The organism is Citrobacter sp. A316, from assembly GCF_002042945.1.
Lineage (GTDB): Bacteria > Pseudomonadota > Gammaproteobacteria > Enterobacterales > Enterobacteriaceae > Citrobacter > Citrobacter portucalensis.
On the sequence record NZ_MVFZ01000012.1, the window covers coordinates 83,890 to 107,321 of the forward strand.

Sequence of the window (23,432 nt, forward strand, 5' to 3'; positions counted from 1 at the left end):
TTCATCATGCCCTTTCAGGATATTAATGTTGACATTCGTGGTGCATGAGAAGGTTTTTTATACGTACTGGTTGGAGGTGCTGGAAAACTGGCAGTGACTTTGTCATTTTTTACACAACATCAATGAATTAGCAGATTATTTGGCAGGTATCTGAGTAATTACATCTACACAGGATGTCCATTTTTGTCTATAAATGGGTATTTATTTCCTGATTTGATATGAATAATATGCGTGCTTCAATATAGAACCTTATTTTATTTTCTCAGTGCGCGGTCAATGTTGACAATTTAGCTATGGTTCATCGGCTGACCCAAAAGGATTTGTTTGTGACATTCGAGTCTGGATTAAAGTCCTATTGGTATAGTGCATAGCGGATAAATTGATTTGGACGCAATAATAAATACAAACACTGTAAAAAACTTTCGGGAATGGTGCCTGCCACTCGTTTTACCTGGCCTTTTTTACCCGCTGGCACAATATCTTAACGGTTACAGCGTTCTCAATAATACTATTTTAACAGTTTACGATCTCAAACTAGCCGTATTTTCTGCCGCATTGGTCTTGTTTGGTTTTCGGGTGTTGCCGGGATTTGTTCTGTTCCTGACGGTCATGTTTGTGGTCGGCCCGCAAAACGAACGGGTAGATGCGTTGTGCCTGATCATCGCCTCAACCTTAAGCTATGCCGCGTACCGCAAGTTCACCGGCAGACGCAGCTGCGTTAGCTTTGGTCGCATCAAAATTAGCTTTAATCGCCTGATCTGGCTTTGCGGCTATAACGTCCTGCTGTATCTGGTGTTCAGCAAATTCTTTGCCATGTTTGTCGCCCACGGACAACGCCCTGATGTGAATAACATTCCGGCGTTGAGTCTGGGCATGCTGGTACGTATTCAGGGGATCATCAACGGCTGCCTGACGGGGATCCCTTTATTTTACAAGATTTATCGCATTATTCGTCGACCCTCTTTCCTGCTTACTTTCTGGCGGGCAATTGCCGAACAATGCAAAGGCAATATCAGCACCTACGGTGTTATTTCATGGTGTGCATTGCTTTTCTTGTTGATGTTCTTTTTAACATCACCGGACAATCTGAACGTCTTTTTCTCTCTCTATAGTCTGATCTTGCTGTTCCCGTTGATGCTGTGGGGATCAATTAAAATTGGTCATTTGTTCACTATGCTGGTGTGGACGATCGTATTAATCATTTTAGGCAAACATAACGACAGCTATATCGCCAGCGATGCTAACTTCATGCTGCATCAGGCGCTGGTTTCGACGTTGATCTTTGTCTTTACGCTCACCATTGTGATCATGGGGGTACTGGCAAAATTTACCCGTCAGCGCTTTAACCAGGCGCTGTTGCTGGGGCTGACTGACCCGATGACAGGCATGGCAAATTTACGGGCGCTGAAGACGGAGCTATTTACCACTGAGCGCGCGACCGTATGTCTGATACAGATCCCCGAGCTGGAGCTTTTTTCGCGTCGTTATGGTTTTCATTTCCGCGCCCGCTACCAGAAGATCCTTGCTGAGCATTTGCGCAGACATTTGGTGAAAAGTGAGAAAGTCTATTACCACGCGGGTTACGATCTGCTTATCCGGCTGGAAAATGGCACCTGGGAGCGGCTATGCGATCTGTATCAGGCCGCCAACAGTTTTCGTCTCTTTTACAACAACCATCGGTTGGGTTTTCGCAGTGGTTTGGGCTATTGCCTGATTAACGATCTGAGTGATGACATTTATCAGCTGGTGGGGAAACTGGGCATGGTGGCGGGTTTATCACTCACCAACGGCAGGCCGGAAAACCTTGAAGCGCAGCATAGCCGGATCCTTGGCAACCACATTGTTGATAAAACGGAAATTCGCACTGCGCTGCAAAATGCACTGGATAACAATGCGTTTGTCCTGATGGCACAGCCTATTGTCAGTACTCACGGTGAAGAGCCGTATCATGAAATATTGATCCGTATGCTTAACGAACGGGGAGAATTTATTCCACCGAACAGTTTCCTGCCGGTTGCTCATGATGCGGGGCTGGCACCGGATATCGATCTCTGGGTTATCGAAAACACTCTCAAATTTATGCGTAGCCACCCGCAGCGTTGTTTTTCTATTAACCTGGCACCGGTGACGGTGTGTCGTTCAAATATTGTTACGAAGATCACCCAACTTCTGCACGACTACGCGGTGGAGCCACAGCGGATTATTTTTGAAATAACGGAAGCCGATACGCTTTCAGACAAAGAACAAACCGTTGAAACACTACGTTTAATACGTCAGCTGGGATGTCGGGTGGCAATTGATGATTTTGGAACTGGGTTTGCGAGTCATGCGCGCTTGATGAACATCGAAGCAGATATCCTGAAAATAGATGGCTCTTTTATTCGACGGATCACCGAAAGTGAAATTAGTTACTACATCGTTGAGTCATTCTGCCGCGTTGCTGAAATGAAAAAAATGCAGGTAGTTGCTGAATTTGTCGAGAACGCCGCTATTCAGGCCTGTCTGGAAAAAATGAATGTGGGCTGGTTTCAGGGATATCACATTGGCAAACCTACGCCGCTGTTCACGCTCGAATCACAGGGCGCTAGCTCCTGATGACCAAAAAAAGAGTAATTTCTTCTCAGGTAGAGAATAAAAATCATGAGTGACATTATTAAAGTAAAAAATCGAACGGCGAATAGCATCAGTGAGGGACCGCGCGCTCGACTATTGTCCTGGCTGCACAACATCCATCCCGGTGTGGCGATGAAGCTCGGTATGATTTTGGTTGTTTGTATCGCAACGTTGCTGATTGGCGCCTCTTTTATATTATCGTCTTATCTTTCCAGAGAATTGCAGGTCAATGCGCTGGAGATGATTAAAACCAACACGCGGATATTCCACAACAGTATTTCTAACGAGTTCCAGCGTGTGACTCGCGATGCGGAACATTACAGCAATGTTTATATTAATAATTATCAAAACGTTGCCAATAAGCCGCTGCGTTATATGGACTCTACTGAATTAAAAGCGGTGCTGAGCAATCCGAATACCAACTCGCATTTCACCGAGTTAACCAGCGTATTTGCCAGTACGTTTATTCTGCAAGGCGAGCAATTTGTGCGTGTCAGCAGTACGTTGCTGGCGAGTTCAGGCAATACGGCAACAGCAACAGCGCTAGGGCACGATAACCCGGCGTTGCCGCTGCTTTTGAAAAATAAACCCTTTTCCGGTGTGGTCACGCTGTTCGGTAAACAGTTTATTAGCCACTACGAACCGATTGCTGATAAGTATGGTCAGGTGGTGGGAGCCGTCGCGGTAGGTTTTGATGTCAAACAGAGTTTGCAGCCGATCATTCAGCGTTTGTTGAATGTGCATATTGGTAGAGATGGCTATGCCTACGTGCTGGATGCCGGATTTGAACCGGGTCGCATGTTGGTCCATCCCTCGTTGAATAACCAGCAGGCAATTAATATTACCGATGCCAATGGTTTTAAGCTGTTTGCCGATATGCTCGAACATAAGAATGGCATCACTTACTACAACTGGGTGAGTGGTTATGGCGCATTGCCGAAGACCAAAATTGCCGTTTATGAATACGTTGAAGGGATAAATTGGATAATAGCCACGACCAGCTACGTTGATGATGTTTCCAGGAGCAGTAATCTGGTGCGTAACGGTCTGCTGCTGTTCACCGCACTGTTGCTGCCCATCATTTTACTGCTGATTGCTGTGGCCAGTCGTTTCCTGATCTCGCGGCGCTTAAACCGTGTACTGGGGATTGCACAAACCATTGCCGAAGGTGACTTAACGGTAGATGTTCAGGTCGATCACCACGATGAGATCGGCGAACTGCTGAGTGCGGTAGAGATGATGCGTCAGCGTCTGCATTCGTTGGTAGGCGGTATGGTTTCTCATGCAAATTCGGTACATCAGGCATCGTTGCATATTACCGAAGCGGTCGATGGGCAGGCGTCAACCAGCGTGGAAACCTCATCTTCAGTGGCTGAAATTACCTCCACCATGGAAGAGTTGTCTGCCTCATCAACACAGATAGCCGAACACTCGCGGGCGGTTGTGGATATTGCCAATCAGACGCTTGAGGATTGCAATAAAGGTTCTGAGTCGATGTCGCAATTGCTGATGCGTATGACGGATATTGATACCGACAACCAGCAAAACATGCGTGAAATCATGATGCTCGGTAATAAGTCGACGGAGATCAGTCGCGTGATGGTGATCATTAACAGCGTCGCGGATCAGACGAAACTTATCGCCTTTAACGCAGCGCTCGAAGCTGCCAGCGCCGGGGAAGCCGGCAAGCGTTTCTCGGTTGTAGCGGCTGAAATCCGCCGTCTGGCGGATTCGGTGACGGAATCGACGGTTGAAATTGAAAATAAGATCAGCGAGATCCAAAACGCGATTAATCGTCTGGTGCTGAACGCGGAAAAAGGCGGCGAGAGCATTAAAGCGGGCGCAATTGCCTGTAAAGTTAGCGCCGAGCACCTGAACGATATTGTTGTTACGGCCGAGCAAACCTCGACGGCGGCGCTGCAAATATCGCTATCAACACAGCAACAGAAAACGGCGAGTAATCAGGTGGTCATGGCGCTGCGTGAGATCGTTGTTGCCAGTAACTATACCTCGCAATCTATCAAAGACATTCTGGTTGTCAGTCAGGATATGACACAACTGTCGAAAGCGCTGAAAGAGGCTTCGTCCTCATTCACACTGACGGAAACAGATGCATGAATAGCAGCAACATTCGGGTGCTGATCCTCGACCTGGGCAGCGCATCGCGTAATGAACTGGTCAGGCAACTGGAGGATCACCCGCACATTAAGGTGGTGGGGCAAGCAGCCCACCGCAGACAGGCGATCCGACTGTTGCAACAGCTGATGCCTGACCTGCTGATTCTGACGCTGGATATCTCAAGCGTCGATAACGTCGAGCTCGTGGAAACGATCATGGCAACCAGCGCAATTCCCATCCTTGTTATGAGATTTTGTCCACAGAATCAATGGGATGATGACTACATTTCCCGTGGCGCGTTGGCAGTGTTGCACCACAGCAGTGACTCACCACTCTCAACAGATGCCCTGCATCGTAAAGTAGAATTACTGGTCGGAGTGAAAGTTATTCGACATATCAAGGGATTACGCTATCCAGGCGAACCGGTAATTCCCACTGTGCGACCGATGATGGACGTTGTAAAGACGTCGCAGGACTGGCCTTTCGTGCTGGCGATTGCCTGTTCGACGGGCGGGCCGCAGGCGCTCAGTAAACTGTTGCAGGATCTACCCGGTACGTTTCCGTGCCCGGTTCTTATTGCCCAACATATTGCCGATGGCTTCGCGAAAAATATGGTGCATTGGCTGGATAGCGTGACCGATCTGAAGGTGCGACTGGCGCAGGAACACGATCGGGTGGAAGCGGGGTATGTGTATATATTGCCGCCGGAGCAGCACCTGATCGTCAAAAGCAACCAGCGTTTAGCGGCGATCCCAAGACAGGAAAGCGACGTTTACCATCCCAGTTGCAACCTGTTGCTGGAGTCGGTGGCTGAGGTGTTTCGCGAAAAAGCCGTCGGACTGATTATGACGGGCATGGGCAGCGATGGCTGTCGGGGCATTGAGCTTATTGTCCGGCGAGGTGGCAGAACGCTGGCGCAGGACGAAGAGAGTTCGGTGGTATTTGGTATGAATAAGAACGCGATCGACAAGCAACTGATACACCGCACGATCCCCCTCGATGGTCTTGCTGCGGTGCTGCTTTCGATGGCTTGCCACGGGCATGTTGAGAGTAAATTGCCATGATCCCTAATCTTCCTGACTATGCCCGCCTGATCAAAGAACGGGTCGGTTTGCACTTCGATAACGCCATGGAAGCGCTGCTAAAAACGGCGCTGGGTCGGAGAATGGCCGAGCGAAAAATCAATGATTACTATGAATACTATGAACAACTGCGTAGCTCGCAGAATGAGTTTGATAGCTTTATTACGCTGATTACGATTAACGAAACCTATTTTTTCCGTGAAAGCGATACGCTGGATTTAATCTGCGATAAATGGATCCCGCGCCTATTACAACAGCGCAGCGGCCCGGTGCGAATTCTGAGTGCCGGATGCTCTTCCGGAGAGGAAGCCTACTCGTTGGCGATCAAGCTGCATGAGAAATACCTGGACGAGATGGCCCAGCGCATCGAAATTTACGGCTGTGATATTGACCCGGCAATCCTGGCAAAAGCCCGCAACGCCTGCTATTCAAGCTACTCATTTCGCGGTGTCGACCCGAGTATTCAGCAACGCTACTTCACCCGCTCGGGAAACCTCTACCGGCTGCATGATGAGATCCGTGAGAAGGTCTCATTCCATCGCACCAACATTATAAAAGAACAGTTACTGCCGGAAGTGGACATCATTTTGCTGCGCAATGTGTCCATCTATTTTGATACGCCAACGCGTCGCAAACTGCACGGTAATTTACTGAAGATGTTGCAACCGCAGGGAGCCTTATTTTTTGGCAATGCGGAAACGCTGGCTAACAATTTCGACATTCTGAAGCTGGAGCAGGAAGAGGGGATTTTCTATTTTTGCCACCATCGTGAAGCGCCAAAGGCTGCGCCTGTACCCAGAGTTGCGGTGCGCATTCCGCAGCCGAGAACGGTGGTTGAACAGGTTCCTCTGGCACCTACGGCTCAGCAGAGTAATGACTGGCTGAAGAAAGCACGCGCCAGCCTCGATGAAAAATGCTTTTCTGAAGCCGAAAAGTGTATCGCCTGCGTATTACGCGACGATCCCCGTAATCAGGATGCGTTGCTGATCCAGGGGGTTATTGCCCTCGAGCAGCGTGAATTTTCTCAAACAGCCGGAAACGCGCAGCAGATCCTCGCACAGGATGAGTGGTCGGCAGAGGCCAAAATGCTGCTCGGCCTGGCGATGATGTGGCAACACCAGACCCAGCAGGCCATCGCCTGGTTCAAGCAGGTGGTTTATCAGGAACCTGGCTACTGGCCTGCACACTATTATCTGGCCGAAATGTACCGGCAAAGCGAGTTACGCCAGCCCGCTCAACGGACTTATCGCGTGGTGATGCAGTTACTGAACGACGAGATAAACAATCCGTCTTCGGTTTGTCGTCTGCGTTTGCCAATGGTATTTCCTGGCAATACGTTTCGTTTCCTGTGTGAACATCAACTGGCGCAATTCGCCCATCAAAGTGGCTAATAAGAGCGATTATGGCTATCGATCTGAAAAAATTCGTTCTGCGCTTTATTGATGAAGGGAGAGGTCATTTGCAGACGATCAGCGAAGGGGCGTTTCTCCTCTCCGCTGATGAACATACCGACGCCTGGATTGGCGAGATGTTTCGCGCTGCGCATACCCTGAAAGGGGGCGCGCGGATGCTGAAGCTGCAAAGTATTGCCGATGTCACGCATCATCTTGAGGATGTATTGAGTGAACTACGTGATAACAAACTGACGCCAGACAGGGCGCTGGGCAATCTGATCCATGAGTCTGTGGAGTATCTTTCTGGTCAGCTTACCCAGCTTTTTGTCAGCGAAGGGGATAATCAGTTGCCCCCGGCGGATGCCGGGCTGTGCGAACGCCTTGCCCGCGCCAGTCGGGGAGAGGAGATCACGCTGACTGTTGAAACTGCCGGGGCAACAGAAAAACCGGTGGTCCCTGCGCCTGCGATGCCAGCCAGCATGGATTCCGGTATTAAGCAGGCGGATTTCGTTCGGGTAAAACTGAATAAGCTCGATGGCCTGATCGACATTCTGGGGGAAGTGCTCGCCGGACACGATCGCCTGGAACAGCAGATACAAAACCTGAGTCAGCTGGTACCGCGGTTACCGGGATTGAGCGCTGAACAGCTTCGCCAGCAAATCCATGACTTCAGCGCCCAGTTAAAAGAGAGCGTCCAGCTCCAGCATTTGCAGATGTTTGAATTATACGACGTGGCGGCGCGGATCCGTATGCTGCCACTGTCAACGTTGTTTGAACCCATTTCGCTGCAGGTCAGCGAACTGGCTTCCACACTGAATAAGCAGGTGGTGTGCCGCTTTGTTGGCGGAGAAGTGGAAATCGACCGCCAGCTCATTGACCGGCTTTCGGAGTCGCTGACGCATCTGCTGCGTAATGCCGTCGATCACGGGATTGGTGAGATCGACGAACGTCTGGCGCTCGGTAAATCCACCCGCGGCACGATTACCATTACTACCCAGCAGGACGGCAGCGGGATATTACTGCGTATCGAAGATGACGGTCGCGGTCTTAACTATGAGGCCATCAGCGCGAAGGCGGTCAGTAAAGGTCTGGTTCCTGCTTCAATGGCCGGGCAGCTCTCCGAGCAGGAATGTAATGAGCTGATTTTTCATCCCGGCTTTTCGACCAGCAAGATCGTCTCCGAGCTTTCCGGTCGCGGCGTTGGCCTTGATGTGGTGCGCAAAACAGTGGTAACCGACCTGCAAGGCGATTTGCAGGTTTATAGCCGCCCGGGAGTCGGAACCAGCTTTAACCTGCGGTTACCTGTTTCGTTAACCATGATGCGGATTCTGCAATTTGAAGAGCAGGGGCACCTGTTTGGACTGGCTGCGCAGTATGTGGTTGAGGTGGTGGAATGCACGGCTCAGGGGATTAGCGATATCGCCGGACGTCCTGCCATTATCTTGCATAACGAGTTTATCCCGGTGGTTTGCGTAGGCAGCTTGCTGGGCATTCATGAACGCCAGAGCAGCTTTTCAACGCCTGGACAGCGATTAATCGTGGTGCAGAACCAGTACAGCAAAATGGCGCTGCAGGTGGATAAGCTGCTCGATGAACGCAAGATGATGATTAAACCGTTACCGAAGCATATGCAACAGCAGTCGCTGGTCTCCGGGATGGTACAAACACCGGATAACCAACTGGTCAGCATCCTGCACGTTCCAGCGCTGATGGCGATGGCGCAACAATCACGGCAAACCAGTACACCAGCGCCCGCCACGAGCGTAACGCAGGACGCATGGCATGTGCTGGTGGTCGATGACTCACTGAATACCCGTGAGATAGAAAAGAACGTGCTGGAAGCGCACGGCTATCAGGTGACTCTGGCAGAAGACGGGCTGTCGGGGCTGCAAAAAGCGAAACTGACCCAGTTTGATGCCGTACTGACGGATGTCGAAATGCCGTTTATGGATGGTTTCACCTTCACCAAATCGTTGCGTGGGGAGAAAAACTACCAGCATACGCCAATCATCATCGTGACGTCCCGCGCGAAGGAAGAGGACCGGCGACGGGGGATTCAGGTGGGCGCGGATGCCTACATCGCCAAGGGCGATTTCGAGCAGGACAGTTTGATAAAAACATTAAAAATGCTTTTGTGCTGATGGCGCAAAATCGAGAGAGAAAATGCGAATTTTATTAGTTGATGATGATCTTTTTGCGGCTGAACTGGCATCCATATTTTTGCAAATGGACGGCTACGATGTAGTGATTGTGGAAAGCGCGATTTCCGCCCTGGCGTGCCTGGACTCGGATAACAACATCGACCTGGTGATTAGCGATCTGCATATGCCAGAGATCAGTGGATTGGATTTGCTGGCGCTGTTACGCGCTCAGGATTGGGTTAAGCCTTTTATTTTACTGAGTGCCAATGAAGTAGCGGCCAGCGATGCTCTGTACGACCGTTGGGTGAAAAAAGATGAAAACCTTGCGGAAAATCTGGGGGCTGCTGTCAATGCGCTACTGCAACCGTCTGCGATTAATTGAATAAGCCTACGTGTTTGATGAAACAAGAAAATAAGCATATAGCGATGGCGGCTGCGCAGGAAAAAATAGCGCGTTTGCGGCAGGGGTTTCTACGCCGAATTCCCGACATGCTGGCACAAGCGGAAAGATTACTCGTTCAACTGGTCGCAGAACCTAGCGAAGCCTGTCGCAAACAGCTACATATTCTGCTGCACAGTATTCACGGTTCGGCAGGGTCCTTTGGCTTTAGCCCGCTGGCAAATGCCTCAGCAGAAGGTGAGCGTTTACTAACAGAGCCGGAAACAGAGCAAAGCACATTGCATTACGATGAGCTGCGGCGAATCATCAGGTGGTTGTACACCCTGACCCAGGAGCAGCTCAATCTTGAACATCGTATCAGCGATACGGAGTTCACATTACCGATCGCCGCGCAGCGCCCGGAAGAGGGATACGTTCGGCGGGCCAGTAAGCCTATCTACCTGTGTGATGATGATATTGACCAGGTCGAGCTGCTCGCGACCCAACTGCGCTGTTTCGGCTTTACCTGCCATGTGTTCGCGAACACGCAGGATTTCACTCAGGCCGTATTGTCGCAACCGCCTGCCGTGGTGATTATGGATGTTAGCTTTCCGGACAACGCCTACGGTGGACCGCTGGCGATGTCGGATCTGAAACAAAAAGTGGGCAAACCTTTCCCGGTGCTGTTCCTCTCGTGTCATAGCGATTTTAATGCCCGCGTCAACGCCATCAAATCCGGCTGCGATGGCTACTACGTAAAACCTGCGTCTATCACCGATTTAGTCCAGGAACTTCATCGCCTGACCCAACCGTCGCTGAAAAAGCCTTACCAGGTATTGTTGATCGATGACGAACCCGCGGTGGCGGAATACAACGCGGAGATGCTGCGCATGGCGGGCATGGAAGTGCATGTGCTGGAAAAACCTCACTATCTGCTGCATGTACTGAATGCGCAGCCGATCGATCTGGTGTTGATGGATTACCACATGCCGGAGTTCAGCGGTGAGGAACTGACAAAACTGATTCGCCAAATACCGCAGCATATTGGCCTGCCTATCGCCTATCTCTCCAGCGAGACCAACAAGCATGCACAGTTGGGAGCAATGAGCATTGGCGCGGAGGATTTTATCCTCAAACAGAGCGATCCTGAGGAGCTGATCCGCGCCGTATCGATCCGCGCGGAAAGAATGCGCGTCCTGCGTGCCCGCATGTCGCAGGACAGCCTGAGCGGGTTATATAACCACTCAACGACTACCCATTTTCTCAAAAGCGCGATTGCCGAGTCGAACTACAGCGGCAACCCGTTTTGTATGGTGATGGTGGACCTGGATCGCTTCAAAAGCGTTAACGATACCTACGGTCATGCGGTCGGCGATCAGGTGATCGTCGGTATTTCGCAGTTATTTTCCCACCGCTTACGCAGCACCGATATCGTTGGCCGTTATGGTGGTGAAGAGTTTGTCATCATTATGCCCAACACCAGCAGTGACAAGGCCGCGCGCGTGGTCGAACGATTGCGCAGGGATTACGAGCAGGTCACGTTTTCCGTTAACGACGCCAGTTTTCACAGCACCTTCAGCGCGGGCATTGCCCAGTGGCAGTTTGGCGATCGGATTGAAACGCTGCGCGAACGTGCCGATCAGGCACTGTATGCCGCGAAGCAAAATGGCCGTAACACTTTCTGCATTGCCGAGTAAAAGGAGTCAATATGAGCCAACAGCTGGAGCAGATTCTTGCGCTGAACCATGGTGAAAAGCCGGAGTGTGAAAACGTTGATGAACCCCAGCGTACTCTGGTGTTATTTCAACTGGCGGGTAAAAATTTTGCCTTCTATGGGGCGCAAATTAAAGAGATCCTTGCAGAGCGCCCGATCTCCTGGGTTCCCTGTTGCGCGCCAATGCTTGAAGGGGTCATCAACTATCGTGGACGGGTGGAATCGGTGATGAGACTGGACAGCCTGATCGATAATCCTACCGTCAATTCGGCAGGTAAGCGCACTATTCTGATTGGTTGCGCCGAGAAAATGCAAAGTGGGATCCTGATAGATAAACTGATTGATGTGTTGGAAGTCGCCGAAAGCCAGATTCATTTGCCAGGAGATTCATTGCCCCCGGCGTTACAAAGCATCGCTGTGGGTGTCGTTAACGTGATGGAAACCTGGTACACGTTGCTCGATCTGAATCTGGTCTTTGAGCGTTATCAGGAGACCAGCGGTTATGACGGCTCCCACTAATCTGGCGGCGGTACGTATTACTTTGGGAGCGCTAACGTTGTATATACCGGCAAACCAGGTGGGTGTGTGCTCGTTAGTGACTCAGGTTATGCCTGAAATCCCCCGATTTAGCCAATGGCTGGGGATTACCGACGAGCCGCAAGAGGGATGGCATTTGCATTTGCGCGTCCCCGACAGTGGCGTTGAAACCGGCTGGTACCTATGGGGACAACTTGAGAATGTGATGCTCTCCAGCGACATTATTTTTGCCGTACCTCCGCTTTTGGCGCGTAACTGTCATCTGCCTGCACTTCGTGCCCTGGTGGGCCGCGAGGCGTTTAGCCCGTTATTAAGCTGGCGCTGACACGCTGCGGGAGCTTTAACGGTCCCGCAGCATGAGAAGGCTGGGAGTGCTATATCCAGTTACTGGATATAAGCATCGACAGCCCGACTGACCAGCTTAGTCATAAAGTTGTCAATTTTATCAATGGTCTGCTTGTCCTGAAGATCGTAGGTTTTTGCTACGTCATCCAGGTTTTCATAACCGACCCAAACTCGGCCGATCTTATCCTGCCATACGGAGACACGTAACGGCAGATCCAGCGCCACACCCTGTTTATCCTGCATCAGTTTTGTGCCGACTTTAGGGTTACCAAATACCAGGACCTTCGTAGGCCTGAGGTTCATTCCCGCGCCCTCGGCATTTTTCTCGTGATCAATTTCGGCGAATACCGGAACGCCTTCGCTTTTCAGAATGGCTTTCAGTCGGGAGACCGTCTCATCAACAGAGAATTTACTTTCCTGGTTTTTGATCTTCTCTGAATTTAACCCAGAACCCAGCCCGATTTTATAGGCTTCAGCGATATCGCGAGCCACCTGAGTCATGTCTACACCTTCTTTGTTGGTCAGCATTGTCACGCAAACCAGTTCATCACCGGCGGTAAAGCGGCTCAGATAGGCACTAAATCCACCTGTGGTTCCTTTGATTTCCAGAAAACCAGGATGGCGGGTAAATTCCCAGCCGGCCATGGCAGGCACGACTTTACCGTTTTTCAGTTTTGCCGGGCTATAGATAATGTCGCGCAGCTTTTTATCTTTAACCAGCGTACTGCCGGCAAGACCGATATCCCACTTACTGATGTCTTCCGCTGACGACCACAGACCACCGTAGGCGTACAGATTATCAGTGGCGATCGCGCTGACAGGCGCCAGTTTGTCACCCGCTGCGACGTATCCTGTTGCAGGCTCAACAGGGTTGATCCAGTCAATTTCTGACTTAAATTTCGAATGCTGATTGTGCTGCTTATCAGGCGTCGGGCGATCAAGGAATGCTTTCGTTGGCATGTCTTTTGCGAACATGGTGCTTTGCAGACCTAACGGCGTAATTTGGTATTTGTTGACGAAGTCTACGTAACTCATTCCGCTGACTTTCTCGATAGCCATACCTAACAGGATAAAGTCAGTTGCGCTGGAGTTGATATCCGTACCGTTTTTAAATTCGAGTGGTTTATCTTTAACAAGATCAACCAGCTGCGCAGGTGTATATTTTTGCTCTTGTTTATAGCCGAAAGATCTGAAATCAGGGATCCCGGATGAGTGCTGCATTAATTCCAGAATCGTAATGTTATGCCAGCTTTCCGGCAGGCCAGGCAAATAGATGCTCACAGGGGTATTAAGATCCAATTTGCCTTGCTCTACCAGTTGCATTACTGCTACTGCAGTAAAAGCCTGCGTGATAGGGCCAATTCCCCACATGGTTTTGGTGGAAGCAAGCTCATCATTGGCTGCCGTAGCCAGACCGTATCCCGCTGAACGCGGAATATAAGGCGCCTGAACAATCGCCATGGATAAACCCGGAAGATTATTTTTTGCCATTACCTCAGCAATGATCTGATCGATATATTTGCCATTGACCTTTAATTGAGGATCACCACGGTTAACTAAGTAAGTTGTCTCATTTGTTTTGGCAGCGGCTAACACCTGAATAGCTGAAACTGACATGGAAAGTAAAATACATGCCGAAATAACCTTTAACTTAAGATTCATGGAAAAGCTCCGCGCTTAATGAAATTTATTTTGATGGCTAAAGGATTAGCAATGTTGTACATACAATTACCCTCGGTAACCGTACTCATAGCTATTACTTAGCTGCTGCCTTTACCTTTTCAACCGTGGTGTCGGTGTCCCATAAATCATTGGCAATGATGCGGTAGTTGGTCAGAGCTGCGAGATAACCGTCACCTTCCGGAATGCGCGGACCTGCCGTCGCATCTTTAACGACGACAACTTCAAAACCTTGTTCAATCAATTCACGCATATGGGATTCAATACACAGATTGGCAGCCATACCGGCGAGAATGACCTGTGAGACACCGCGTTTTCTTAATTGCAGTACCAAGTCATTAGTTTCTGGTCCGAAAATCTTATGCGGTGAGGCAATAACCGTTTCGCCATCATAAATATATGGCTTAAATTGAGGTAAAAAGTCTGCGCCGGAATTTTCAAAATCATCCATCGTCAGTGGACCTGTACGATTGAACATTCCAGTGCCGTGCATAAATGTTTCTCCCGGCGCGGTAGAGTGCCATTTATGGTCGTGCGGAAAGTAATAATGCGGAGAAATAAAAACAGGAATTTGTACTTCTTTTGCTAGTTTAAACAGTGTTTCGAGATTTTCCACAGTATTATTTTCAATAATGCTATCTTTGAAAACCTCCCAACCAATACCCTGAGGACTTAAAAAATCGATCTGTGGATCGACTACCACCAACGCAGCTTCCTTATTATTAAGTGTTATACCTTTGCGTGGTAAGCCATAGGCCTCTGGTTCAGAATAGATTTCTGACATTCTCATCTTGCTCATAAAATTTACCTGTATTTATATCTAATGTGATAGTGACTATCTGATTATTAAATAGCGCTGGTAAATATGGCATGGTTTCAGAACGGGGCATTTGTTCAGAACGCTGGGAATATTGTCATTACGTATTCTAATAACGATAGTGGGCATATCACTGCCCACTCCGTTAGAGGTCGTATTGCTGGCGTCGCCGTTCTAAACGGCGATCGCGCAGGGTGGAATAAATAAAGGTCATCACAAACAGTAGTGAAAATAGTACAACGATGGTGGGGGCCGGTGCACTGTCGATGAAAAAAGACAGGTACACGCCCATAAACGAGGTAACGACCGACATAATCACCGCCAGCCACAAGGCGTGGGAAAATTTCCGCGTCATTAAAATCGCAATGGCGCCAGGCGCAATCAGTAAGGAGATCGACAAAATAATCCCTACCGATTTTAGCGTGGCGACAATCGTCAGGGCGATCATGCACAGCAGGCCGTAATGTAGCAGTGCGGTGTTAAGCCCGCTGGCCTTTGCCTGATGCGGGTCAAACGCATGCAGCAGCAGATCTTTCCACTTAAGCCCAATAATAAGCGCTATCCCAAGCGTAATAACTGCGGTTTGTATGATGTCGCTGAACGATACGCCCAGCATGTCGCCGAACAGAATATGATCGAGATGGACCTCTGACTGGATAGAGACGTATAGCACCAGCCCCGCACCGAACATGCCGGAGAAGACAATCCCCATTAGGGTATCGCGTTTGATGCGGCTGTTATCGTCGAGATAGCCCGTCGCCACCGCACAGAACAGCCCGGCGATAAACGCGCCAATTGCCAACGGGATGCCCGCAATCCACGCCAGCACAATTCCCGGGAAAACCGCGTGACTCATGGCATCACCCATCAGCGCCCAGCCTTTGAGTACTAAAAATACCGACAGCAGCGCGCAGGGTACGGCGACAATGGTGGAGATGACCAGCGCATTGACCATAAAACCAAACTGAAAGGGTTCCAGCAGCGTTGTTAAGATCATACTTGCTCCTCGTTCACCAGACGGGCGCGGCGGCGATTTGCCAGCAGACCGTGTTTTGGTGCGAAGACAAATGCCAGCAGGAACAGCAACGTTTGCAGAACGACGATAATTCCGCCGGTTGCACCGTCCAGCCAGTAGCTCAGCCAGGCGCCGAAAAAGCTGGTCAGGCTGCCGATAGCGACGGCGATGGTGAGCAGGCGTGGGAAACGATCGGTCAGCAGCCAGGCCGTTGCACCGGGCGTAACCACCAGGCAAATCACCAGAAATGCGCCGACGGTTTGCAGTGCGGCGACCGTGGAAACGGAGAGCAGCGTAAAAAACAACAGCTTCAACCGCCCCGGATTCAGACCGATAGAGCGCGCGTGGTTTTCATCAAAAAAAACCACCATCAGATCTTTCCACTTCAAAAACAGGATGGTTAGCGAAATAACCCCGATGATGGCCAGTTGCAGAATATCTTCTGGCGCAATCGCCAGCACGTTGCCGAGAATGATGGTCTGAATGTTCACCGACATCGGATTGAGCGATACCATAAACAGCCCGATACCGAAAAAAGACGAAAAAATCAGTCCAATAATCGCATCTTCTTTCAGACGTGAACGCTGATTGAGAAACAGCATGCTGCCCGCCGCCAGTCCGCCGGAAAGAAATGCGCCAAGCGCGAAGGGAAGCCCTAGCATATAGGCTCCGGCCACGCCTGGAACGATAGAGTGCGACAGCGCATCGCCAATCAGCGACCAGCCTTTGAGCATCAGATAGCAGGAGAGAAACGCACACAGGCCACCGACCATCGCCGAGACCCACATGGCGTTGAGCATGTACTGGTAGCCAAACGGCTCCGTTAGCCAGTTCATGGTTATTCCCCCTCGTTTGCCGTGCGTCGCGAAATAAACGGGCGTTCATCATCGGTAATCACGTGCTGTTCACCGCCGCTCAATGCAACATGACGCAGCACGCCGCTGAATGCCAGTTCGAGATTCTCGGGTGTAAAGGTGGTTTCGGTTGGTCCACTTGCCAGCACCGTGCCCTTAATCATCACCGTGTAATCACAAAACTCGGTGACGGATCCCAAATTATGGGTAGAGACCAGCATGGTTCGACCCTCATCACGCAGTTCACGCAGCAGGTCGATGATCCGGGCCTCGGTTTTTACATCCACGCCGGTGAAGGGTTCATCCAGTAAAATAACCTGTCCGTCCTGTGCGATGGCCCTTGCCAGAAAAACACGCTTTTTCTGCCCACCGGATAGTTCACCTATCTGACGATGGCGATAGTCCAGCATATCAACCCGCGCCAGTGCCGCATCCACGCAGGCGTGGTCAATTTGTTTTGGTCGACGCAGCCAGCCCATATGGCCAAAGCGTCCCATCATCACCACATCTTCCACCAGTACCGGAAACGACCAGTCCACCTCTTCTGACTGAGGAACATAGGCAATCAGATTCTGTTTAAGCGCCTTATTAACCGGCTGTTGCAGAATTGAGATTTCCCCCTGCGCCAGGCGGACAAACCCCATCAGCGCTTTAAAAAGCGTTGATTTTCCCGAACCGTTTACGCCGACCAGAGCGGCAATTGAGCCGCCCGGAACCTGAAAAGTGGCGTCCCGCAATGCGGTATGACCGTTGCGATACGTCACCGTAACCTGATTTACGGTAATCGCAGAGTGACTCATGGTTGGCTCTCCAGACCCTTGTTGATGCCGTTAACAATGGTTTGCGTGGTGACGCGCAGTAAATCCAGATAGGTAGGCACCGGACCATCGACAGCGCTGAGCGAATCGACATACAGCACGCCGCCGTAATACGCGCCAGACTCACGGGCAACCTGACGCGCTGGTTTGTCGGACACGGTGCTTTCGCTAAATACCGTTGGGATATGATGCTCTCTGATCGCATCGATCACCTTGCGTACCTGCTTGGGTGTGCCTTGCTGATCAGCATTGATCGGCCACAGATACAGCTCCTTGAGATTGTTATCACGAGCTAAATAAGAGAATGCGCCTTCGCTGGTGACAAGCCAGCGTTTATCAGCAGGGAGTTTTGCCAGTTCTGTATGCAGTGGCGCCAGGGTCTGCTGGATTTTCGCTTTATAATTCTGTGCATTTTTCTGGTAGGTTGCGGCATTGTCCGGATCGTATTTGATCAGCGCATCGCGAATATTATCCACATAGATAAGCGCGTTCTCCGCTGACATCCAGGCATGCGGGTTTGGTTTACCGTTGTATGGCCCTTCGCTGATGCCCATTGGCTGCACGCCGTTTGAGACCATCACTTCCGGTACGCCGGACAAATTTTGGTAGAAGCGGGCAAACCATAGTTCGAGGTTAAGACCGTTGGAGAGAATAAGCTGTGCGCCTTGCGCCCGTTTAATATCGCCTGGGGTAGGTTGATATTCGTGAATTTCAGCCCCCGGTTTGGTGATAGAACTAACGTCCGCCGCGTCACCTGCCACATTGCTTGCCATATCGGCAATCACCGTAAAGGTGGTTACCACTTTGAATTTTTCTTTCGCCCAGGCGGGTGACAGCGTCAGCGCTGTTAACGCGCTGGCAAGGAGAAATGACTTCAGATGGGGCAGATGCGGCATAGTATCCCTCTCAACAAGGTGGTTAATTTATCATCGAATATAGCCTTTGCTATGTTATATAGCACATGGCATAAACAAATGAAAATAATTCTTATTTGCGTAGGGTGCTAAGGAATAGATGGGGGATAATGTGTTTCACGCCGGTACGATTGCCGGCGTGAAGGGGATGAATAACCCGGTGATTATGACTTTTGGAACTCAGTGACGGTTTCCCATGCTACCTGTTGTAACGCTTTGGCTGTGGCAGGGGTCATGTCTGTATCAACAGGAAGCGCGCCGCCGACCGGAGACTGGTTATACAGGGTGGCGAAGAATACGCAGGCTGCAAGATACGTTCCAGAAATAGAAGGGTGGACACCATCATGATAATACAGGTTGATTTCCGGATGGGTCTTGCGCGCTTTCTCGAATGCAAGACCTACCGGAGCCACATATCCCCCCGTTTTCTGCGCAATCGAGATATAAGCGTCCGCCAGTTTTTGGCTGTCTTCGGGTTTAGCTTTCTTCGGCCAGGTCATGAAATAGACAACTTTTGCACCCGCTTTATGTGCCATGTCGGCCATTTGGGTGGCAGAGTCAACGAAGTTTTGTCGGGTGCTTTCTTTCTTTGAAATCGTTTCTGTGGAGTTTCCCTGTAGCACCACCACATCCCATTTCTGTAACGTATTCTGGTAGCGCATATTCTCAATCTGCCAGCCTAAATGACCGCTGGAAATCGTGATCCCCCGATATTTATAGCCTTTGGCATGGTCAGGCAGTAAAGACTGCGTCAAATCCCGTAATCGGGTATTGATATTATTGTTATAGAACGTGAACGAGTTACCATAAAGCGCGACGATTTTATTCTCGCCATCCATTTTTGCATGTGCGGAAGGCGCTAATAACGTATCCGCGTGAGCGCAGATACTGCTCAGCGCCAGGGCCGTTGCTGTGGCAAGCAAAGTTATCTTTTTCATCGGTTATCTCTTAGAAATCATAACGAAGTCCAACGATGAGCGCATCATCATTGGTTTTTTTGTTCTTACTGGCGAATTCTTTATCGTAAGTAAATGATAACCACGTATCTTCAGCCAATGTTAATTGTGCTTCAGCACGCCAGTCTTCTTTTTCCGCAATATCTTTACCATCTTCATTTAAAAAACTATATCCGGTGAGAACCTTGACGGTGCCAAAATTGTAGGAAATGAGTGAATCCATCCCTTTATAATTATTATCACTTTTGTTATCGCGAGAAATAGAAGTACGCAATGCGGTTACCGCGACTTCATAGGCTTTATAGCTGAGTTGTAATCCTCCCATAATTTGATCGTTTTGATTACGCCCATCGGTGGTCACTACGCCATCCTGTCGTTTGTAACGACTGGCCGCGAGTGCTGGTGTAATTCTAAAATCACCAAATTTGAAAGACTTGCGATAGCTGGCCATCGCGCCGTAATCCAGGGCTTCGTTATCGCTGTTGCCATTACCGGAAACCCATGCCAACTGAATTTCATTTCCGGCAAATTTGGCGTTCCACTGTACGGTACCATCCTGTCGGTTGAACTGGTACGAATCATCAATGGTTGTAATGCCATAGCTATAGATATTAGGGGTGAAATTTTTGTACTTATCGGTCATTTTCATAACCTGATACAACGGGTTTTTGGTTCTCCCGGTGATCAGTTCACCCCATGTTTTATTTGACAGACCGACATAGGAATAGCGGGCCTCCATATCGCTTTCACCGGTATTGTTATCATTTTTTTCGGTACGCACCTGCCATTCCAGGCGACCCACGATTTTGGTATCTGGCAGAAGATCCAGATCTCGGGTGAGGTAAATACCTACACGGCCACCCAGATCGCTTCGGCTTTCACTGCCAGCAAATGAATTCTGGCCACTCGCAATTTTACCCTCAACGCGGCCATAGATATCCAGAGTATTTCCATCCTTATTATAGACGTTTAAGGCGAACGCCGAGGAACTCATACCCATTAGTAATATTAGTGAATAGTTTTTTAGCTTCATGTCATCCCTCAAACCAACATTAGTTTCCTGACCATAAAATAAAGTTCACAGCGGGGTGATTGTTTGTGGAAAAGGAATGTTAGCGGTATGGGAATTATTTTTTCTCGTGATGAAATGTGATTATTCACGCATAAATATCACTAATTCCACTGTTGTATTAATGGTTCTTATATTTAATGCGCGTTTTTTATGAAATATTACGCCTACTTAAAATGTAATTCACAAATTACTGTGAAGTACATCGCATTTCTACTTGGTGAAAAAACTGAAAATGGGAATATTGTATTCTCATTGCCGTTTTTTGGGTGGGAATACTATTTTCCCCTATAATCTGGAAAACAGATCCTGCAAAATTGATTAATCACATTTTCGATTATGACGCATTCATTGGCCGGAGAGGCGCTGTATGTTCGGTAAGCAAACAACGGTATTTGATTCTGATCTTTATTCTTCATTGTTCACCCAAGGTCGGATGCGGGAAATATGGTCTGACGACAATCTGCTGCGGTGTTGGTTGCGATTTGAGGCAACAGTCGCTCGCGTGCAAGGTGAGCTGGGGATTATCCCTGCGCAAGCCGCCGTCGAAATTGAAAAAACGTGCAGGGAAATACGGATAGATTGGCCAGCCCTTGCACAGGAAACACAGACGGTTGGTATGGCGATAAAACCGCTGATCGATCAGATCTCTGCTTGCGGTACACCGTTAGTAAGTCAGTATCTGCACTGGGGATGTACTACCCAGGACCTGCTGGACTCTGGCATGGCGATGAGACTGCAACAAACGTTGCAGCTGCTGCGCGAGCAATTGCTCGATGTTGGCGAAGTGATGAAAGCGATGGCAATACGTCATACCCGAACGGTGATGGTTGCACGCACCAATTCGGTGGATGCCTCTGCGACAACATGGGGGTTGCATGTTTGCAGTTATCTGGCAGAGATTAACCGCCATCTGATAAGACTTCAGCAGCTGTACCCGCGAGCTGTAACCGGGCTCTTTGGCGGCGCGGTAGGTAATTTGGCCTCCGTAGGCGAGCAGGGAATGGAAACGCGTGAACGACTGATGTTGGCACTGGGTCTGAACGTACCCTGCGGCATTAATAATGCCAGCCAGGATTCGGTTGTTGAAGTTGTGCAGTTTTTTGCCCTTGTTCACGGCACGCTGTGTCGTCTGGCCAACGATGTCGAAACAATGGGACGCACGCCGATTGCTGAAGTGCTTGAGGGAGAAGGTGGTGGAGGGTCGAGCACGATGCCGCACAAAGTTAATCCGCGCGCCAGTAACATGATGCAAACGCTGGCAAGGATGGGATGGATGTATGCGTCTGGCGCTCCGGCCATGCTGGATCAACAGGATGTGCGAGCCGCCTCAATGAGGGTATTAAACTGGACAATCCTCCCGGAGGCCTCTAATGCTTTATCGACCAGCCTGACACGCGCAAAGAATCTGCTTTCGCATCTCATCATTAATGAAGAGAAGATGCGTGCTAATTTCGATTGCTCGAAGCACTTTATTATGTCGGAATCACTGACGATGAAACTTGCCGCCAAAATCGGCAGAGAGTCCGCCTATAACTTAGTGAAAAACCTGCTAAAGCATGCTACTGGAGAGCACAGCTTCATGGAGATCGTGCAGGCTAGCCCGGAAATCCGCGCATCATTGTCTGTAGAGGAAATTACCGCCGCCTGCGAGCCGCTGTCATATATCGGGGCTAACGACGCGCTAATCGCTGAAACTTTAGCTGAGTTCGATCGCGTGAAAACGGTAGAGATTGCCTGATTCGTCTTGCTGCCGGGAGGGATAACTCTCCTGGCGGCTGGCGGTGCTAAGTGTTGTGTGCTGATGCAGAAAACGTTTCGAAAAAGACAAATAATTCCTCCAGTTGTGCAAAATTCCCCTCGTTATCTCCTTTCTCATAAGCCAGATGCAATATGAGTTCGATAAAAAAGAAGCCGAGTATACGGCTTTGAAAAATGGACTGTACGTCGCTGGGAAGAACAAACTGCAGATCGCAGAATTTACCGTAAGGGTTCGCTTCTGAATTGGTAACCAGTACCACGACGGCATTCTTTTTTCTGAACCACTTTGCAATATTGAGGGCAACCCGATTAAATCGATAGTAGGAGAACACGATCAGGACATCCTCTTCCTCAATATTGATGAGACATTTGGGGAGTTCGCTGATGTCCGTCGGTAACAGAGTGATGTCACTGCGAAAGTACTTTAACAGTGTACAAAAATGTGTCGCCATTGCATGAGATGATGACGGGCCGACGACATAAATATGACGCTGATTGTTCAGTACCAGATCGATAAACGCATTAAGACTTTCAATATCGATATTATTTTTAAATTGATTAAATAATTCTGATACTTTATGGGTGAAATCAGTAACGATAGTTTCGGTTGTGATGCAAGGATTGTTACGTAGTTTGATGTTTTTCTCAAAAGGTGCAGATATTTTATTTTTTGACAGAGTAATGTCTAATGCTTTGCGGAAAGCAGCATAACCCGTAAACCCAATTTTATTTAAAAATCGGCCAATAGTTGCTTTACTTACCATCGCATTTTGTGAGAGATCAACAATGCCATGATAGGGAAGTTCATTGAAGTGTTTATTAATATACTCATTAAGTCGGCACTCAGATTCAGTCAGATCACCCATATTAAGAGTAAGTGAGTTATACTCATCCAGACTTAATGTATTTTTTTTGTACATAGATAACACCCGATGGCTGTTGTATATCAACGTTGTTATAGGGTAATACGCTTTCGACGTCAATCATAGAATGAATATGTTGGAAACCCGTATCCGGCCTTCTTTGGAAGGTACAATCGTATTCAGATGAGTTGCGATCTTACTCACAAAAAGGGGTGGGAAAACACCTTTCCCATATTTTACAGCCACATAACCCATTACAATTAAATCTTAATATTTGAGTATGTAATACGATAAATTTACGGACATATTATTGCTGCTTATATATGGGTGTGGTTTTTTACAATCCTACATAAGATATGATG

At 49.2% G+C, this 23,432-nt stretch carries 19 protein-coding genes; 10 read left to right on the plus strand and 9 right to left on the minus strand.

The annotated features are described in order from the left end of the window. Positions 1 to 384: 384 nt before the first annotated feature. Genes BZK41_RS15615 through BZK41_RS15655 form a run of 9 tightly spaced genes read left to right on the plus strand, consistent with a single transcriptional unit; the run spans position 385 to position 12,303 of the window. Positions 385 to 2,595, plus strand: a complete 2,211-nt coding sequence (locus BZK41_RS15615) for an EAL domain-containing protein (protein ID WP_079938743.1) — start codon at positions 385 to 387, stop codon at positions 2,593 to 2,595. Between the two features lie 45 nt (positions 2,596 to 2,640). Next, a complete protein-coding gene (locus BZK41_RS15620; protein ID WP_079938744.1) occupies positions 2,641 to 4,731 on the plus strand; it encodes a Cache 3/Cache 2 fusion domain-containing protein in 2,091 nt (696 codons plus the stop codon). Then, positions 4,728 to 5,795: a chemotaxis protein CheB gene (locus BZK41_RS15625; RefSeq protein WP_079938745.1), complete on the plus strand. Its 1,068-nt coding sequence runs from the start codon at positions 4,728 to 4,730 to the stop codon at positions 5,793 to 5,795. Before BZK41_RS15620 ends, BZK41_RS15625 begins: the two co-directional genes overlap by 4 nt. Then, positions 5,792 to 7,204 (plus strand): protein-glutamate O-methyltransferase CheR, encoded by a 1,413-nt coding sequence (locus BZK41_RS15630; RefSeq protein ID WP_079938746.1) that lies wholly within the window; start codon positions 5,792 to 5,794, stop codon positions 7,202 to 7,204. The genes BZK41_RS15625 and BZK41_RS15630 overlap by 4 nt, the downstream gene beginning before the upstream one ends. Before the next feature lie 11 nt (positions 7,205 to 7,215). After that, the gene (locus BZK41_RS15635) at positions 7,216 to 9,348 is read left to right on the plus strand and encodes a response regulator (protein ID WP_079938747.1); all 2,133 of its coding nucleotides are present in this window, start codon (positions 7,216 to 7,218) and stop codon (positions 9,346 to 9,348) included. Between the two features lie 22 nt (positions 9,349 to 9,370). Then, positions 9,371 to 9,730, plus strand: coding sequence for a response regulator (locus BZK41_RS15640; protein WP_079938748.1), 360 nt, complete (start codon positions 9,371 to 9,373; stop codon positions 9,728 to 9,730). Between the two features lie 17 nt (positions 9,731 to 9,747). Beyond that, positions 9,748 to 11,424: a diguanylate cyclase gene (locus BZK41_RS15645; protein ID WP_079938749.1), complete on the plus strand. Its 1,677-nt coding sequence runs from the start codon at positions 9,748 to 9,750 to the stop codon at positions 11,422 to 11,424. An 11-nt stretch (positions 11,425 to 11,435) separates the two neighbouring features. Beyond that, positions 11,436 to 11,960, plus strand: a complete 525-nt coding sequence (locus BZK41_RS15650; protein ID WP_079938750.1) for a chemotaxis protein CheW — start codon at positions 11,436 to 11,438, stop codon at positions 11,958 to 11,960. Further along, a complete protein-coding gene (locus tag BZK41_RS15655) occupies positions 11,944 to 12,303 on the plus strand; it encodes a hypothetical protein (RefSeq protein ID WP_079938751.1) in 360 nt (119 codons plus the stop codon). The genes BZK41_RS15650 and BZK41_RS15655 overlap by 17 nt, the downstream gene beginning before the upstream one ends. Positions 12,304 to 12,362: 59 nt before the next feature. Here the strand turns inward: BZK41_RS15655 and BZK41_RS15660 are convergent, their stop codons facing one another. The 8 genes from BZK41_RS15660 to BZK41_RS15695 form a co-directional block, all read right to left on the minus strand. Then, positions 12,363 to 13,985, minus strand: coding sequence for a serine hydrolase (locus BZK41_RS15660; protein WP_079938752.1), 1,623 nt, complete (start codon positions 13,983 to 13,985; stop codon positions 12,363 to 12,365). A 94-nt stretch (positions 13,986 to 14,079) separates the two neighbouring features. After that, the gene (locus tag BZK41_RS15665) at positions 14,080 to 14,802 is read right to left on the minus strand and encodes a cysteine hydrolase (protein WP_079938753.1); all 723 of its coding nucleotides are present in this window, start codon (positions 14,800 to 14,802) and stop codon (positions 14,080 to 14,082) included. Between the two features lie 163 nt (positions 14,803 to 14,965). Further along, positions 14,966 to 15,817 carry an iron/manganese ABC transporter permease subunit SitD gene (sitD, locus tag BZK41_RS15670; protein ID WP_032944764.1) on the minus strand — a complete coding sequence of 284 codons (852 nt, stop codon included), beginning with the start codon at positions 15,815 to 15,817 and terminating at the stop codon, positions 14,966 to 14,968. After that, positions 15,814 to 16,671 carry an iron/manganese ABC transporter permease subunit SitC gene (gene sitC / locus BZK41_RS15675; protein WP_079938754.1) on the minus strand — a complete coding sequence of 286 codons (858 nt, stop codon included), beginning with the start codon at positions 16,669 to 16,671 and terminating at the stop codon, positions 15,814 to 15,816. The genes sitD and sitC overlap by 4 nt, the downstream gene beginning before the upstream one ends. A gap of 2 nt (positions 16,672 to 16,673) precedes the next feature. Next, positions 16,674 to 17,489, minus strand: coding sequence for an iron/manganese ABC transporter ATP-binding protein SitB (gene sitB, locus BZK41_RS15680; protein ID WP_003825870.1), 816 nt, complete (start codon positions 17,487 to 17,489; stop codon positions 16,674 to 16,676). After that, entirely contained in the window at positions 17,486 to 18,403 is a 918-nt protein-coding gene (locus BZK41_RS15685; protein ID WP_079938755.1) for a metal ABC transporter substrate-binding protein, read from the minus strand. The genes sitB and BZK41_RS15685 overlap by 4 nt, the downstream gene beginning before the upstream one ends. A gap of 182 nt (positions 18,404 to 18,585) precedes the next feature. After that, complete coding sequence (locus BZK41_RS15690; RefSeq protein ID WP_079938756.1) at positions 18,586 to 19,359, minus strand: DUF4886 domain-containing protein; 774 nt, start codon at positions 19,357 to 19,359, stop codon at positions 18,586 to 18,588. Positions 19,360 to 19,369: 10 nt separating this feature from the next. Continuing rightward, the gene (locus BZK41_RS15695) at positions 19,370 to 20,410 is read right to left on the minus strand and encodes a porin (RefSeq protein ID WP_032944758.1); all 1,041 of its coding nucleotides are present in this window, start codon (positions 20,408 to 20,410) and stop codon (positions 19,370 to 19,372) included. Between the two features lie 406 nt (positions 20,411 to 20,816). Between BZK41_RS15695 and BZK41_RS15700 the strand changes: the two genes are divergently transcribed. Further along, entirely contained in the window at positions 20,817 to 22,187 is a 1,371-nt protein-coding gene (locus BZK41_RS15700) for an adenylosuccinate lyase family protein (RefSeq protein WP_079938757.1), read from the plus strand. A 46-nt stretch (positions 22,188 to 22,233) separates the two neighbouring features. On the opposite strand, the gene BZK41_RS15705 is transcribed toward BZK41_RS15700, so the two are convergent. Continuing rightward, complete coding sequence (locus BZK41_RS15705) at positions 22,234 to 23,127, minus strand: MurR/RpiR family transcriptional regulator (RefSeq protein ID WP_079938758.1); 894 nt, start codon at positions 23,125 to 23,127, stop codon at positions 22,234 to 22,236. Positions 23,128 to 23,432: the final 305 nt, after the last annotated feature.